This is a genomic window from Haliea sp. E17 (assembly GCF_048323675.1).
In the GTDB taxonomy this organism is placed as follows: Bacteria; Pseudomonadota; Gammaproteobacteria; order Pseudomonadales; family Halieaceae; genus Mangrovimicrobium.
In genome coordinates this window covers 243,537-259,513 of record NZ_JBLWFK010000006.1, presented here as the reverse complement: position 1 = coordinate 259,513, position 15,977 = coordinate 243,537, and the positions used below count along the sequence as shown (strand labels likewise).

General features: G+C 49.1%; 12 protein-coding genes. 3 read left to right on the top strand and 9 right to left on the bottom strand.

Annotated elements, in window-relative coordinates:
• Positions 1-10: 10 nt before the first annotated feature.
• Positions 11-955: a glycosyltransferase family 2 protein gene (locus ACNKU3_RS17195; protein ID WP_418260783.1), complete on the top strand. Its 945-nt coding sequence runs from the start codon at positions 11-13 to the stop codon at positions 953-955.
• The gene (locus ACNKU3_RS17190; protein WP_418260782.1) at positions 952-2,058 is read left to right on the top strand and encodes a glycosyltransferase family 4 protein; all 1,107 of its coding nucleotides are present in this window, start codon (positions 952-954) and stop codon (positions 2,056-2,058) included. The genes ACNKU3_RS17195 and ACNKU3_RS17190 overlap by 4 nt, the downstream gene beginning before the upstream one ends.
• Here the strand turns inward: ACNKU3_RS17190 and ACNKU3_RS17185 are convergent.
• The 9 genes from ACNKU3_RS17185 to ACNKU3_RS17145 form a co-directional block, all read right to left on the bottom strand.
• Complete coding sequence (locus ACNKU3_RS17185; RefSeq protein ID WP_418260781.1) at positions 2,053-3,567, bottom strand: GNAT family N-acetyltransferase; 1,515 nt, start codon at positions 3,565-3,567, stop codon at positions 2,053-2,055. The two genes, ACNKU3_RS17190 and ACNKU3_RS17185, sit on opposite strands and share 6 nt — an antisense overlap.
• Complete coding sequence (locus tag ACNKU3_RS17180; protein ID WP_418260780.1) at positions 3,564-4,541, bottom strand: polysaccharide deacetylase family protein; 978 nt, start codon at positions 4,539-4,541, stop codon at positions 3,564-3,566. The genes ACNKU3_RS17185 and ACNKU3_RS17180 overlap by 4 nt, the downstream gene beginning before the upstream one ends.
• Positions 4,542-4,650: 109 nt before the next feature.
• Complete coding sequence (locus tag ACNKU3_RS17175; protein WP_418260779.1) at positions 4,651-5,391, bottom strand: polysaccharide lyase; 741 nt, start codon at positions 5,389-5,391, stop codon at positions 4,651-4,653.
• Between the two features lie 71 nt (positions 5,392-5,462).
• On the bottom strand, positions 5,463-6,524 hold the full coding sequence (locus tag ACNKU3_RS17170) for a glycosyltransferase family 4 protein (RefSeq protein WP_418260778.1): 1,062 nt from the start codon (positions 6,522-6,524) through the stop codon (positions 5,463-5,465).
• Positions 6,525-6,595: 71 nt separating this feature from the next.
• Positions 6,596-7,900, bottom strand: a complete 1,305-nt coding sequence (locus ACNKU3_RS17165) for an O-antigen ligase family protein (RefSeq protein ID WP_418260777.1) — start codon at positions 7,898-7,900, stop codon at positions 6,596-6,598.
• Between the two features lie 11 nt (positions 7,901-7,911).
• A complete protein-coding gene (locus tag ACNKU3_RS17160; RefSeq protein WP_418260776.1) occupies positions 7,912-8,826 on the bottom strand; it encodes a sulfotransferase domain-containing protein in 915 nt (304 codons plus the stop codon).
• A gap of 842 nt (positions 8,827-9,668) precedes the next feature.
• Complete coding sequence (locus ACNKU3_RS17155; RefSeq protein WP_418260775.1) at positions 9,669-10,433, bottom strand: polysaccharide lyase; 765 nt, start codon at positions 10,431-10,433, stop codon at positions 9,669-9,671.
• A gap of 378 nt (positions 10,434-10,811) precedes the next feature.
• Positions 10,812-12,380, bottom strand: a complete 1,569-nt coding sequence (locus ACNKU3_RS17150) for a heparin lyase I family protein (protein WP_418260897.1) — start codon at positions 12,378-12,380, stop codon at positions 10,812-10,814.
• A gap of 395 nt (positions 12,381-12,775) precedes the next feature.
• On the bottom strand, positions 12,776-14,473 hold the full coding sequence (locus ACNKU3_RS17145; protein ID WP_418260774.1) for a heparin lyase I family protein: 1,698 nt from the start codon (positions 14,471-14,473) through the stop codon (positions 12,776-12,778).
• Between the two features lie 703 nt (positions 14,474-15,176).
• Here ACNKU3_RS17145 and ACNKU3_RS17140 point away from each other — a divergent pair.
• Complete coding sequence (locus ACNKU3_RS17140; RefSeq protein ID WP_418260773.1) at positions 15,177-15,959, top strand: hypothetical protein; 783 nt, start codon at positions 15,177-15,179, stop codon at positions 15,957-15,959.
• Positions 15,960-15,977 lie beyond the last annotated feature (18 nt).

The window sequence follows — 15,977 nt, the reverse complement described above, 5'->3', positions numbered from 1 at the left end:
GGATAAGAACGTGAATAAATCGTCATGTTTAATCAGCATTCTGGTGGTGAGTTGGAACACCAGAGAGTTGATAGGAAAGTGTATTTCTTCGATATACGAATTTTTGCCCAAGCAGGTCGAGTTCGAAACGATAATAGTTGATAACGCGTCATCCGATGGCACTTGTGACTTCGTGTCCACAAACTTTCCTGAGGTTCAGTTAATTGAGAATCAGGAAAATATGGGTTTTGCTCAGGCGGTGAACCAGGCGGCTGCAGTGAGTTCTGGAAGATATTTGTTACTGCTCAATAGCGATGCAATGTTTATCGATTCTTCGCTTCTTACCTTGTTTAATGTCATGGAATCAGATCCAAGTATCGGGGTTCTGTCGGGAAGAATGATTTCCACTGGCAATCGTGAAGTCATGGCCTGTTTCGGTTTTCCTTCTATATTGAGCTTGATAAAGGATTACTCGATCGATCTTATTCGAAAATCCGGTAAGGGCGTTCGTGGGAAACAACGCAGGTCGGTGCTGTTGAAGGACGGGCAGACGGGCTGTGAAGTCGACTGGATCAGCGGGGCTTATCTGCTGGTGCGGCGCAACGTGTTCGATGGAGACGAACCTCTGGACAGGCGAATATTCATGTACTTTGAAGATACGCTTCTTTGCAAGAATGCCTGGGACAGGGGCTTGCGAGTCATAATACTGGACGCTGCTAAAATTTACCACGAAGGCGGCGCGAGCGCGAAGAAGGTAACCAATGTAAAGGCCATGTATGGCTACAAAAGTAGCCGGATTTATGTGGAGGAGATGTTCGGTCGGCGTGCTCTCTGGTGGTATGAAAGAATTATTCGCATTGTCTGGTACTTGTTGATACCGGCACTGTTCATACCTAAAGTTTTGGGCTTCCATGAGACCGCGTTAGAAAAGCAGGCAATCTTCAAATCCCTGATATCTGTGCCAACAACGACATGAAGATACTCCATGTTTGCTGGGATCTCGGGCAAGGGGGAATACAACGTTACCTGATCGATTTGCTAGCAGTGCAATGCCGGAATCACGATTGTAGATTGCTTGTTTTGAGTTCCCCGGGCCCCTTGTCAGATCAGTTGTCAGCACTGCCGGTTCAGGTGAGCTATATGGGCATGAAGAGCGGATCCGATTTCAAGTTTTTTGCGCCGATATTGAAATTTCTTCGGCAAGGAAACCACCAGATTATCCATTCGCATGCAAATAACATCATCTTTAACGCGACGCTAGCTTTTCAACGGTGTCCAGTGGCGTATACCGAACATGGTGGGCGATTTCTTAAAGGCGAGTTTGCCTCCTTTCTTCTGTATACTTTTTTCGCTGGCAATATTGACCGATTTATCGCGATTTCAGATTACATGGGGCGCCTAATGCGGCAGCGAAGTCAACGAATTTGCGATCGGATTGACGTCGTGCATAACGGTATACCCTTAACCGCTGTTCTCGACTGTGAGTTAAATGGTGAAATACACGATCCCGGGGAAAATCTTCCTGACGCTCCGTTGGTCGGCTTTTTAGGCAGGTTGGTCCCCGAGAAGGGCGTAGACATTTTTGTCGATATGGCGGAACTGCTTCATCAGACTCACCCTGAAGTCAGGTTTGTGGTGATTGGCGATGGGCCCATGCTTGAGGATTTACAAGCCGAAGTTAGAAACCGGGGACTTGAGCAAGTTGTCATATTTCTCGGTTATCAGCCAGAAGCGAGGAGAATTTTGCCTCGAATGAAATTGCTGGCCATGACGTCTCGACTGGAGGCCTTCGGTCTGGTTATTTTGGAAGCGTTTGCAGCATCAATCCCCGTCGTAGCCCTGGGCGAGCATTCGGCGTCCAGCGAGATCATTCGAGATGGAATTGATGGATATGTAGTGGAAAACTCTGGGTTAGAGTTGCTGGCGAAGCGCGTAGCAAGCCTTTTGGACGATTCGGAAAAGGCTGAAAGTATGGGGCGATTAGGAAATGAACGGCTAAATTCCGAATACTCTATTGAAAAAAACGCAGAAAAACTTGAAAAAATATACACAGAGCTGCTGGAGCCACGCTTGTCATAGTGTGGCTTTTTTGGTTTCGCGCGAAAACCCAGCGCCAGTCAGCAGATTTGACAGTTTGGTGCATGTCACCTTAATTCGACAGGCCTTCCCCTGGGTGGAAAAATGTTCTGTCGTTTTGGCACAGAGCGAAACGATTTCGCAAGACTCAACGCCGTCGATCGAGTTGAAGTCACTAAGCAGAACCTGTTCCTGGAATTCTGACTGCGCATTGTGCGCCAATGCCGATATTGAATTAGCTTCGAACGCCCAACAATAGGATATGAGATTATTGGGGCCTGAAGAGCTTTCAAAGACGCATAGACGACCGCCTTCCCGAATTCTTGAATAATCTTCACGGTCTATTGGCATCCCAACAGACCTGTAAAATTCCACAAGACTGGAAAAAGCTTCAATAAGCATTAAATCTCCCGAGTCACTATTGTTACTTATAGTGTCTGGAACCATAAATATTTGCGTGCCAGAAGATACATACTGCCGGGATGGAATGCTTTTGCTCAGCCAGCGCGTTCCTGCTTCTGCGTGTTTTCTTAGCGCAAAGCGCTGTTGCGCCAACTTGAGTGTACTCGCCAGTTTTCCTTTCAATGAGATTGGTATCAGCACATCGTAAGCAGAGCGCAGGTCGTTAGAAAAGCGGGCTTTGTATGGCTCATCTCCAACGCCCAGATCGAACACCTCGAATGACTCCGCATCACAATAGGAAAGAACCTCAAATAGGAGTATTTCTAACGGGGAGTAATCGAGGTATTTGATGTTTATGACAGGAGTATGCCAAATCATGGTTGTGCCGAACACAAGTCCGTAGTGATAACCCAGCACTTCGTCACCAACAGAAATCCTGGTAAGTACCCTGTTCTCGAGACTACTCATGTAACGACTGAGGGTTTCGGGTCTTTTGAAGTCGCTGTCGTTGTTGTGAAATCTGCGAGTCTCTATATGCATGCGTCCCATGCTATCGATATCAGACGCCTGAATGCTCGTGGCGGTGAAATGTTCGCATGTGTATCCCAGTTCTCGCCTGGCCTTGTTAACATGCCGCCTTACACTCTTTTTCTTGAGCAATTCCGAGAATCCGTTTTCGGATTTTTCCGCCCTGAAAATACGAGTCGGTACATGCGATAAGTGGCCCGATAGCAAATCTGAAGAATCATCTAATAGCGCCGCTTGCATATAGATACAATCCGCTCCGGCACGCTTCGCATCCTTTTTCAGTTCGGTTAATAATCTATTACGATAATCTGGAGCGTGATGGATCCTGGAGTAATCGTAGAAGCCCTGGCCTAAAGCGCCATAGACGAAGAGGGAAAGTCCGGCAATTCTGTTTCGTTCCAGGACGCCACTGAACATACCTTTGCAGGCTTCTTGCTCAATTAAAACTGTGATTCTCGGACGAGCGGAGGTTGCAGCGGCGAATTCAGCCAGTTCGTCACAGTCGGGCGTAGTGTCCGGACCAAATTCCTGTGCGTACTCTTTTATCTTATGATTGAACTGATCCAGGAGTTGGACAATCACGTCGGCAGGAGTTCCTTTAAAAAAGCCTCGAAGCCACTCAGTTTGGCGTGAATTAATGCCTTGTTTCCGGAATTCGGCATATTTACTCGAGTCATTCTGTAACGCTCGGATCCTTTGCCATCAATATTCATGAAGGCGTATGAATATCCGAAATTCTTGCATGTTTCCACTACAACATCGGTGACTTCACTGTCTCTACCGAAAGGATAGCTATACCAACTGACGTTAAAGTTTGAACGAAAAGCCTGACATTTTTCAAAATTGCCAAATAGCTCCTCGGGAGACAACTTGGCCAGAATGTCGTGGTTGTACGAATGACAGGCTATTTTGTTGCCAGCCTTTTTAAGGCTTTCCATATCGTCATCGCTAAGTGCCTGGAAGCGCGCGTCGAAATAGTCTTTATCAATTGGAATTTCTTCAAAAGTACACTGCTTTTGCATTTCTTCAATTAGCCCGGATTTCACAGAATAATCGTCCAGTAGTAGTCTCCACAATTCATTCCAGGTATTACGTCGACTACTAGTTGAATCCAGGTTGTACAACTTACCCGCCAAAAGGTAACTTCCCGTGGGCACGAAAGATATCCACATCAATATTTTGTCTATCCAGAGTATGTCTGAAGACTCGAAATAACAGGCGGGAACAAAAAATGTCGCGTTGATTCCATGTCGACGAAGAATTGGCTCTGCAATCGTGAGGTTGTTTTTGTACCCGTCGTCGAAGGTAATGAGTACTTTGCCGGGGACTAGCTCGTTAACGACCTCTAATTTTCCGGTAATGATCTCCATGTGCCTTTCAAATTCAGAAACCCGGTGGTCTCCGCCCAGGAAGTGCGAGTGTTCGTCGAACGATGCGTCTGGAATGATGTTGTGATAAGAAACGACTATCGGCCGACGATTAAATTTATAGAACAAGCCGATAATTCCGAGGCAATAGGCCAGCGTATAGGTCAATTGGAGAAATGCACTCTTCATTTACTTTTCACGGCCCAGGTTGAATAATTATATGGGGAGATTTCCGCACACACCGGATAGCCATTCGATTCAGTGAAAATACGTCAGCCCTTCTGTTAGTGGTTGCCAATTAGCGCCCTACACGGTCAGGAGCCACGTCTTGATACGTGAACTCGGGGCCAATTCCAATCCTCAATTCGTCATGATAAATATACTTTAAGGGTGACGTGCCCTGACAGCAGCTTCTGTCCCTCCAGTTCAGGTAAAGACCGATCTTCAGATAGGGGCCGACATTGTCTTCATAGGTATTTGGCCCCAAATAGCTGGCGACTTTTATTCCATCCTTCCATACCTCCATAATTCCATCATCCTGCCATGAAGGCCGGTATCGGATGACCCAGTCTACCCAACGACCTACATCGTCGATTATTCTTTGATCCAAAATCCAGTCGGCCCTTCCCTTTTCCCAGCGCGATTGTATTTTCCAGCGACCAGAGCCGGTATAAATTCCCAGGACCGGACTTCGTTGTCGTTCACCGGGATCTGGTGCGGCGTGGATCTGCGCTATCAGTTCAAATCTATGGGGAACCTCCCAGTCCTCGGGTAGATATGTACTAAACCCTATCCAATAATTGGTGCGATACTGAAAATTACCGGGGAATCCTGGCTTTGTTAATTCGGTGCGAAAACTATTGGGGCTGATCAAGCGATTGATCGACGATTTTAATGAATACTGGCCGTGACGCGCTATCTCGGAGGTGACTCTTGGGCAGTTGCCACTGCAGGTGTCGTTGAGTGATCCGCTTTCCCAGTTCCTTACGTAAAGCTGCGCGCGTACATCACTGCCGTGAAATGTGAACAGCGATAACATTGAGGCGGTTATCAGGCACCTGAGTCTGAGTACAGTCCAATGCCGGGTAGAAACCACCACCTGTCACACCTCTATCCACCTTTGTTTAGTCTAGTATATATATTGTGCAGTTTGGGAAGAATTGCATCTGGGCAGTACGATTGAAGATAATCGCTTCGCGCCGCCCTGCCGAGCCGGGTGCGATTCTCGCGGTCACGACTTAACTCTATGATACTTCTGGAAATTTCCGCTACATTGCCAGCTTCGACCAACATTCCGTTCTGGTTTGGGCGAATTACTTCCGGGATTCCGCCCACGGGGGTCGTCAGTATCGCCACACCGGAGGACATTGCCTCCAGAATCGACATGGGAAGCCCCTCATTATAGGAAAGCAGGACAAAAACATCGGCCAAAGAGAAATATCCTGGCTTCGCTTCCGGTCCTACCCATCCCTCGACCAGGCAAACCTCCTGAAGCCCTTTTTCTCCAATTCTGGCTTTGACCTCCTCCAATTCTCCGTCGCCACAAAGATAGACTTTGCAATTGTCGACCTCACGCGAAACCAATTCCATCGCGTCGATGAGATCGTATACACCTTTGCGTTTACCTAGTCTCCCCATAAATAGTAGATTCACTCCATCCTCCGCCCCAACCCGGCGACTGCATTGGACCTCTTTGACAAAATTGTTAACGACTTCAATGTTGGGATTAATGGATATCGACGAAACGAAAACCTTCCAGCTTTCCGAGAGCACGATGACACAATCGGCATGATCAAAAGTATATCGAATCGCCTTCTTTGCCAGCTTGTTGGATCCTTCATAAAACTCCTTGAATTCGGAGCCGTGTAAATGCAGGATCGTTTTGCTGCCAAACAAGCTTCCGATCCTTGCGAGAATTGCCTTTCTGAGAAAACTTCCACGGCTGGAAGTGTGGATATGAAGAATCGGTTTTTTCCTGATAACCCCCAACAGCTGAAATATAGAGACTATGAATATTCGAATTTTTTCAATTGCTGAAACATTATCGTGCGTTTTTATCCAGTGATGCTCGTATGAATCATAGAGGCCAGATACGAGGTAATTCTCAATGACACTCCTGATGCCCGCAGTTTCATTGGTGCTGAGAGTTACGATGGTAATTGCTTGCATCATGGACCTTTTCTAAGCAGGTAGTTATGAGTGGAATAAAAATTGTAAAAAATATCTGAATGAATTGTTTTCCTTTAATAAGGCTTAACTGCGTTTGTATCAATGTCGCCATTGTCGTGAAGCGGCGCGTTATTATTTGATGAAGCTTTTCGAATAGCTTCCCATTGGATTCGGGTTAACGCAGCGAAGCAAAGACACAGGACCATAATTCTTGGCGGGAATTGAAAGTGATTGAGGGTAACTGAGGAAATCGCCACAAAGACAAAATAAGTGGATACAAACAGGGGGATGATTCTCGCTTGCTTTGTGGCCAGACTGGATGCACGAATACAGTCCCTAATTGCAAAATAGAATAATGCTCCTAGCCACAAGACTCCTGCCAGTCCAAAACTTTTTAGCCATCTCGTGTAACCCAGGTCTGCTGTATTTGCAATTTCCTCTAGCCTGTCCATTTCCTGTGAGGAAAATCCGCCCCCCTCCGAAAGTCGAAGGGCAACTGCCCCGCTGCCTATCCATATGTGATTCAGAAAATGATCGACATCACTTTGTATATTTTCCAGTCGGCCTTCCCACGTGCCAGTATTCTCCGATATATCTTCGACTGTTGAAGCGAAAGCGTACTCCATGATGTTTTGTTCCATGGTGTATTGAAGTACAAAAAACCCAATGGACGCGAGAAATGCCGCAAGAAAAAATGCCTTGAATTTACGTTTGTAGATCAAGAGACCTAGCATTACCGCCGTGAGGGTTATGAGCCGACCGCGTGATTGTCTGAATACATGTGCGCCATAAAAAATCCCTGTTTTTATTAGGGATTTTGACTTTTTTTCCTCAACTTCGAGCCAAAGTACAAATTGCCAAAAAGTTGTAAAAGTTAGTAGATCCATCGCAGGAATAAACGCGCGCACTACGCCAGCACGCTTATGGTGCCCCGCAGCCCACTCATGTTGAAACACAACAGGCGTTATATAATTAACGATTGACAGGATAAAAATTACCAGGGCGACAGTGCTTAGAAGTTCCAGAAAAATTTCGACGCTTTTGACATCCTTTAGCCAAAAAATAAAAGGGATTAACGTCAAATAGTACCAGTACCGACGAGTGCTGATCACACCGCTTATGATGGATTGGTTATAGTTGATTGAAGCGATGCCGGCTTCAATAGCGATTAGGAAGAACAGGATAACAACAAGAGTTGTATAGGGATTGAACAGGATGCTGAAATCCTTCTCTTTAAGAAATATAACTAGTATTCCGATTAAAAGTAAAAGAATACCAATGTCGGAAAGGTCGAATCCCCCGGGAAGAATATCCTCTGGTAGAAAAGAAAATAGGTCATTCGAAAATGCGTAAATCAACAGTAGATATAAGTATTTCACTGTTATTCGCCCTAGATATTTTCTGGGTCAGAGGTTGCTCTATCCGTCAACTTTATGCCTGTCAATTGGTGTAATTGAATATTGGAACTGCGATAGTAATCCTGCAATTCAGACCGTAGGTCATCGCTCATTAGCTGAAGTTGGCGACGATCAATGGCTCGATGAGATTTGTAGATAAATTCGAAAATCCCTGGCGGCAACTTTATCGCTGGATAGGGGTTAAACTCAGTTTCACGGATAGGGTTAAGGCGCCGAATCATCCTCATGCTGGCCGTCGACATGCCCTGATTGACGATTTTATTTTCAGCTGGCGGACTGAGCTTACTGATTTCCAGGAAGTCACATAATTGGCTAACAAACTTGTCTGGTGCCTCTCGAAAGGATTCATAGGATAGTACCAGTACTTGATCATTTCCAAATAGATCCAAATACAATCGAACCAGCAGATCGAATTCGTAAAAGGCGAGATTAAAACCCGCTGTTTTCCAACTGGGACGATTTAGCATTTGTTCAAGAGTACCCGAGAAGCCCTCACCAACCATTTGTTTGTATACGGAACTGATCATGTCGGACTGTTCCCGGACCACGATAATAATCTTCGCGTCTGCGGCAACTTTGTGAATTCTGTGTGCTATATGGACGCTGTCAAAGCCTCCAGAAAGTGGGAAACCTGAAAGTCGTTCAGCTGAAACCAGTCCTATCTTCCGCTTCCTGTCACTGGAATCAGAGCTTTGCTGTGAATAGAGTCGGCGTTGGGCTTCGTGAGCGTCGAATTTGAGCTCTGGAGTTGAAATCAGATAGTGAAGAAACGGGTCATTCCATGGAGCACTCGAGTTGCAAAGCAAGTCAACTTCGGGATGGCTTGGAAAGTAAGCCTTTTGGAGCCAACTGGTGGCTGTCTTGTGATACCCGATGTGAAAAGCCATTTTCATCTTACTTGGTGCCCTTGAAAGATAGTGCAGTTTTTCCCTGCCGATGAACCCCTGGAATTTGTCGTTCTAGAGAGTTAAAAAATATGACTCAGTAGAAGAAAGAATCCAGTGCTCAACCACGGTTCACACCGCTGTCAACCGAGAGTATTGTTTTGTGAACTTGATACTGTAGCAGCCCAGATTGGATTTGAACGTATAGTGCTTCCCTAAATTCCTATTCAGTATGTGCGTTAGTTCTCGGCACAAATGCAATGAACTGCTGTTTGATTCCATATAGATACTGAATGGTTACACCATATTGATCATCAAGTTTAAGTTTGATGGGAGTTCTATTAAGGAAGTTTACAGGATAGGTTCTTGATTTCTGAAGGATTAAATCTATGAACAATAGAACTGGTACTTACTGTAAGCGAGCCCCACTCGTAGGGTGGAGGGATTGGATAAGCCATCAGTTTCACTCCTGGGGCGTATTTGATGCAGAACCAATGGTCACTATCCATCTGTGGTAGGAGTTGGAAGTTCGGAATTGCTGATAGAGGCTTGGAATAATGGAATAGTCGTCAGTTCTCTACCCAGTTGTCTGAGGGCCGCGGACATTCAAGCGGATACTGCAAAGCGTTCAGAGAAAGTCTTGGTGCTGACTAAGATATCATGATCATTTACGTGACCAGAGATGTCACGATGAAAGGAGGATTCGATTCTGAAGAATTCCAGGGGGCAGGGGTCGACGGGGTAGGCTAAGCCCCGTGCGCTTGCGAACTGCAGCAAAAATTACTGAGGAGGTGAATGCCTGCTTTCTGATAGAAAAAGCAGGCATTTGTGAAAGTTAGTGCCTACTACCGAGGAGCTACGTCTGCATAACTGGCGTAGGGCCCGGACGCAATACGCAGTTCGTCGTGGTAAACGGTCTTGGTAGGGGCGCTGTAGGTTCCCTTGTAGATACCCATCTTAAAGTACGGACCGATAGCGTCTTTCGCAGTGTTCGCTCCGCTGCGCTTTGCAACCAGGGCGCCGTCTTTCCAGACTTCCAGAATGCCGTTTGAAGTGTAGGAGGGGCGATAGTGAATCACAAAGTCGGTCCAGCGGCCGACATCTTCGTAGACACTATTCAACAGCCAATCCTGCTTGCCACCCCATTCCTGGCTGGTAACTTTCCATTCTCCCGAGCCGGAGTAAATCGCGACTGGTGGTTGGCCACCGGCCTCGCCCTTGTCTGGGGTGCGGTGGATTTGTGCAAGAATTTCCATTTTGTTTGGAACTGTCCAGCCGGCAGGCAGGTAGATGCTGAAGCCGATCCAGTAATCGCGGCCGAACTGCATTTTGCCAATTTTACCGGGGAGGATGGCTTCGGTACGCTTTTTATTGCTGCTCGAATTACTGATGGTGGACTCCATGGCGTAGCCTCCTCGACGAGAATAGCGGCTGCTGACCTTGGGACAGTTGCCGCTGCAGGTCATGGAGAACTTTCCTGAGTTGAAGTTGTGTTCATAATCCACCGCGGCTGCGGCAGAGTTTGACTGCAGGGTTAGAGTTGCCATTACGAGAGATGCGGTTAGAACGCTCAGTTTACGGTAAATAGCCGATGGTAATGCCAAAATCATGCGTAGTTCCTCGTATAAGACAAATACATGATGTGATTACGGGGTTGCCACGCGAGATCAAACTACCGGGCCCGAATGTGGCGTCTGACTCTCCTAAGCCAAACTCGTGCCAGATAAAAAAATATTCATATAAAACAAATCGTTATAAGTTTAATCTGAGAAATTTTGGCCTAAATCGGATGCTTATTGCTTGCTCTAGTCGGTGCTGGCAGACAGGAATGATAGTGTTCCGCAAAAATCAATTTAAATTCATGCAGTTAGAGTGTCGCCAGATGGCAACTGGATGGATCGACGAGAAAGTTGTATTGGTTCATTTTGGGCGGAATATCAATCCACGATCAGCAATGATCGTGGATTGATATTTATTGAGCTGCATTATCAGCGGGGGGCGACGTCCTGGTAACCGGCTCCAGACCCGGAGGAAACGCGGATATCGTCGTGGTAGACAGTAATGGGCGCGAAGTCATACGCTCCCTTGTAGATACCCCACTTGGAGTAGGGGCCTATCTGGTCGTTCTCGGTGGTCTGTCCCCGGCGGCTCGCCACCAGCTTACCGTCTTTCCACACCTCGACGATCCCGGAATTGCCTTTGCTGGGCCTGTAATGGACTACCCAGTCGACCCAGCGCCCAACATCCTGCATGACAGAGTTCAGATCCCAGACCTGTTTGACGCTACCTGCCTGGCTGGTAATGCGCCAGTTGCCAGTGCCGGTATAGATGGCGAAGGGGGGCTGACCGCCGGTTTCACCGGGGTCATTGGTGCGGTGAATCTGGTATACGAGTTGCATTTTGTTCGGCACTTCCCAGCCCGGGGGCAGGAAAATGCTGAAGCCCATCCAGTAGTCGCGTTCAAATTCCATTTTTTTCTTGGCACCGCGAATTGTCACTTCGGTGCGTTTGGTGTTGGGACTGTTATTGGTAATGGTCGACACCATCGCGTAGTTGCCACTGCGTGAATAGCGGGTGCTGACCTGTGGGCAGTTGCCGCTGCAGTCAAGGTCGCCGAGTTGTCCCCCTTCAAAGGTGTGCGTTTCCTCTGCGGAGCCAGTGCCGCCCGAAGTGTTGCCACTACCGGAGGTGCTGTCGCTACCGGAGCCGCTGCCACTGCCGGAGGTGCTGTCGCTACCGGAGCCGCTGCCACTGCCACTGCCACTGCCGGAGGTGTTGTCACTACCGCCAGATGATCCGTCGGGCGCGACGTCCGCATAGGACGCATAGGGGCCGGAGGCAATGCGAAGGTCATCGTGGTAGACGGTTTTAGCCGGTGCGTCGTAGCGTCCTTTATAGAGACCCAGTCGCAGATAGGGTCCGGTATTATCCCTTTCGGTGTTGGCTCCAGTGCGTTTCGCTACCAGGGCGCCATCCTTCCACACTTCAAGAATCCCAGAGGACTGGTAGGAGGGCTTGTAATGGATGACAAAGTCGCTCCAGCGACCAACATCCTCATAGACGCTGTTCAGGGTCCACTGCTTGGTGGATATGCCGTTAGCCCTGCTTTCGACTTCCCACTCACCGCTGCCGGTGTATAGGGCGAACAGGGCGTAGTCCTTTTCTCCGCTGTCGGGCTTGCGATGAATAGTGGCAATCGCCTCCATTTTGCCGGGAACCTCCCACCCGCGCGGCAGATAGGCGCTGAAGCCGATCCAGTAGTCGCGCTCGAATTCCATGAACTTGTCGCGCCCCGGGACAGTCGCCATCGTGGACTTGGTGTTGGAACTATTATTCGAGATGGTCGACTTCATGGAGTAACGGCCGCTGCGGGAGTAATCGTTTGCAACGATTGGACAGTTACCAGAACAGTTCGCGTCGAAACTTCCCGATTCGAAATCATACTCGTGATCCACTGCCGCATTGACACTGGAAACCTGAAACGAAATTGCTGCGAGTACTACAGCTGATCCAATGGACTTGATTACCTTTCGCGTTCGCTGCCAATGAACTGGCATTAAATCGACCCGCATAGAAGAACCTCTTTGAGTAGAATTGGGTGTGTAACTTGATTGGGGCCGTATGAAGCCCCTGGGTACGGTGCGCTTGGTTGCACGTTAGTGAACTACTAGCATTTGACGTGCCACAGTGAAAAAAAAACAATAAAAACAATGTCTTGATGTTATTTTTCGGTCATCGACGGGTTGTTTGTCAGTTTTTGGATACAAATTTATCAAGTGATTTGCGACAGATGGGCGGCCGATCAAAAAAAAAGCTTTAAAATCAGAAGGTTAATTTGTCTCCAGATGGCAACAAAATGCGAGTCGACAAGGGCAGACTCGTTCTGGCTAGATTAAAAAGGAAAATCCACGATCATTGCTGATCGTGGATTGATATTTATGGAGCCGCGCTATCAGCGGGGGACAACGTCCTGGTAACCCGCTCCAGACCCAGAAGAAACGCGGATGTCGTCGTGATAGACAGTAATGGGGGCGAAGTCATACTGTCCCTTGTAGATGCCCCACTTGGAGTACGGGCCTACCAGGTCGTCCTCGGTGGTCTGTCCCCGGCGGCTCGCCACCAGGGTACCGTCTTTCCACACCTCGACGATCCCGGAATTGCCTTTGCTGGGCTTGTAATGGACTACCCAGTCGACCCAGCGCCCAACATCCTGCATGACAGGGTTCAGGTCCCAGACCTGTTTGTCGCTACCTGCCTGGCTGGTAACGCGCCAGTTGCCAGTGCCGGTATAGATGGCGAAGGGAGGCTGACCGCCGGTTTCACCGGGGTCATTGGTGCGGTGAATCTGGTACACGAGTTGCATTTTGTTCGGCACTTCCCAGCCCGGGGGCAGGAAAATACTGAAGCCCATCCAGTAGTCGCGTTCAAATTCCATTTTTTTCTTGGCACCGCGAATTGTCACTTCGGTGCGCTTGATGTTGGGGCTGTTATTGGTGATGGTCGACTCCATCGCATAGTTGCCACTGCGTGAATAGCGGGTGCTGACCTGTGGGCAGTTGCCGCTGCAGTCGAGGTCGCCGAGTAGCCCTTCTTCAAAGGTGTGCGTTTCCTCTGCGGAGCCAGTGCCGCCGGAAGTGTTGTCGCCGCCGGAAGTGCTATCGCTACTGGAGGTACTGCCACTACCGGAAGTGCTATCGCTAATGGAGGTGCTGCCACTACCGGAGGAGGAGCTATCGCTACCGGAGGTGCTGTCGCCGCCGGATGTGTTTTCGCTAGTGGTCGATATTCCACCGGGTACAACGTCCGCATAGGACGCATAGGGACCGGAGGCAATGCGAAGGTCATCGTGGTAGACGGATTTGGCCGGTGCGTTGTAGCGCCCTTTATAGAGGCCCAACCGCAGATAGGGTCCGGTATCATCCTTTTCGGTGTTGGCTCCAGTGCGTTTCGCTACCAGGGCGCCATCCTTCCACACTTCAAGAATCCCAGAGGACTGGTAGGAGGGCTTGTAATGAATGACAAAGTCGCTCCAGCGCCCGACATCCTCGTAAACGCTGTTCAGGGTCCATTGCTGGGTGGATATGCCGTTAGCCCTGTTCTCTACTTCCCACTCACCGCTACCGGTGTAAAGGGCGAAAAGGGCGTAATCCTTTTCGCCGCGGTCGGGTTTGCGGTGAATGGTGGCAATCGCCTCCATTTTGCCGGGAACCTCCCAGCCATGGGGCAGATAGGCACTGAAGCCGATCCAGTAGTCGCGCTCGAATTCCATGAACCTGTCGTTGCCGGGAATGGCGGCCATGGTGAGTTTTTTGTTGGAACTGCTACTGGAAATGGTCGACTGCATCGCGTAGCGGCCGCTACGTGAATACTCGTTTGATACCGTAGGGCAGTTGCCGATGCAGGCCGCGTCGAAACTGCCCGACTCGAAATCGTACTCGTGATCGAGATTTGCCTTGGAGAGTGGTGCATGCAGCACAGATGCGACCAGGAACGACGCCGCTCCCAGCGACCTGATTACCCTGGAAGCAGGTGATTTCCCAGTGCTGTGAAGCTTGCTCGTTGATGAAATTACGCTCGTGGTGCAGAGATCGGCAGTGATTCTGGCAAGCGCAGCCCCTGTTTTCAGTGTTTCAATAATATGCCTGTTCATTATTTCATCTCCGTCGGAAATGAGTTCGTGAAATATTCCAGTCCCCGTCCCAGTGGCGCTTGTTTCCGACCGCTGAGAAATTCCTTATTGACATGTTATGAGGCTATTATGATTCTTAAAAAGAATTTCTTGAGAAAAGTATAGAAATGCAGTGAACACACACTAACCATGTGACATGGGTCACAAATTCGTACGGATGGTGGGCCCGCAAAGGCGTTTTCATCTTTAAAAACATCGGCAAAAAGAAGTATTTGGGTACTTCAATTGGTTACCGGATGGCATGCCAGCGCCGGAATATGTTGGTGGATAGGTCAGGAAAGCCGACTGGCAGCAACGTGGAACGTGTTACTCCAGGCGGGTTTGATGCAGGCATCGCGGCTCCCCAAACGCCTGCTGAGAACGGTAATCTTTGGCAGTGAATGGGCTTACGCCGGGAAAAAGGTAGTATGCTAGTATTGGCTTGGAGCTGGCCGGAAAGTGGCTCACCAGTGGTGTTTTTGTCCCCTGGGTTGGCCGAAAGCGCAAAAACTGGCCAATACACGCTGAAACCGGTGAGCTGCTAAAACGCCACTCAACGGACTTCTGGAAGGTTCCACGTGAATGAGTGACGATCGGCTGAAAAAAGCCGGGGGTATTCTGGTAGGCGGGGGCACACCTGTCGCCAGGTGAAGAAAAATACAAGGGACTACCAAAGGGGCATTGTATGAAAATAAGGTCTTTCCGCTCGCCACGCAGCGTGGTAAATGCGGCGTTGTGTGCTGTGTCACTCGTTGCATTGCCGGCACAAGCTCAAACCGTCACGACCATCGAGGGCAATACGCCAGCCGTAAGCGTCTGCTTTCCTTTTGGCATAGGTATCAACTGGCCACCTTTCTATGGTTTCGTGTACCAGAACCTGCCGGCGTTCGATATCGCCACCGGCGATACCATTGCCTTCGATACCGGGTTGGCTAACGACGTGGAAATTGCACTGCAAGTCGATATGGTTCCCACCACGGTTAACGGGGGTAATATCGCTGCAGGTGCCTACACCACTGTAGTCAGCAATACCCAGGCGCCCGCCAATCCTTTTGGCGATGCAGTGGTGGGAAATTATGAATTGCAGTTCACCGCTGAAAGTGATTTCAGTTTCCCCGGTGGCGGCATGATTGTGCGGTTTTCCAACCCCTCGGCCGCTTACGCGGCTGACGTGACCTGCACACAGAATCTCGTCAACTATACTGCCGCAGATGCCAGTGGACTCTTCGTCCAGCGATTCCAGGATGCGGATGGGGCGTTGCCGTGGGATGCCGTGGCTACAAATGCCATCGGCGGTTTCCAGATTACCAATCTCCCGGTTACCCCGCCCGCTCCACCTGCGGCACCAGGTGCGCCGCCGGCGGAACCCGAAGCTGTGCCAACGTTTGGTAATCTGGGTTGGTTCCTGTGCACCCTGCTCCTGGGTGTTCTGGGTGCGGCTGGTCTCAGGCGGGGCAGGGCAAGCTAGTCCTCGCTTTGCGCACGG

What these genes read in the sequence shown, in the direction of transcription:
- ACNKU3_RS17190 (WP_418260782.1), top strand. Translation starts at nt 952, where the DNA reads ATGAAGATACTCCATGTTTGCTGGGATCTCGGGCAAGGGGGAATACAA.
- ACNKU3_RS17180 (WP_418260780.1), bottom strand. Translation starts at nt 4,541, where the DNA reads ATGAAGAGTGCATTTCTCCAATTGACCTATACGCTGGCCTATTGCCTC.
- ACNKU3_RS17175 (WP_418260779.1), bottom strand. Translation starts at nt 5,391, where the DNA reads ATGTTATCGCTGTTCACATTTCACGGCAGTGATGTACGCGCGCAGCTT.
- ACNKU3_RS17170 (WP_418260778.1), bottom strand. Translation starts at nt 6,524, where the DNA reads ATGATGCAAGCAATTACCATCGTAACTCTCAGCACCAATGAAACTGCG.
- ACNKU3_RS17160 (WP_418260776.1), bottom strand. Translation starts at nt 8,826, where the DNA reads ATGGCTTTTCACATCGGGTATCACAAGACAGCCACCAGTTGGCTCCAA.
- ACNKU3_RS17155 (WP_418260775.1), bottom strand. Translation starts at nt 10,433, where the DNA reads ATGATTTTGGCATTACCATCGGCTATTTACCGTAAACTGAGCGTTCTA.
- ACNKU3_RS17150 (WP_418260897.1), bottom strand. Translation starts at nt 12,380, where the DNA reads ATGCCAGTTCATTGGCAGCGAACGCGAAAGGTAATCAAGTCCATTGGA.
- ACNKU3_RS17145 (WP_418260774.1), bottom strand. Translation starts at nt 14,473, where the DNA reads ATGAACAGGCATATTATTGAAACACTGAAAACAGGGGCTGCGCTTGCC.
- ACNKU3_RS17140 (WP_418260773.1), top strand. Translation starts at nt 15,177, where the DNA reads ATGAAAATAAGGTCTTTCCGCTCGCCACGCAGCGTGGTAAATGCGGCG.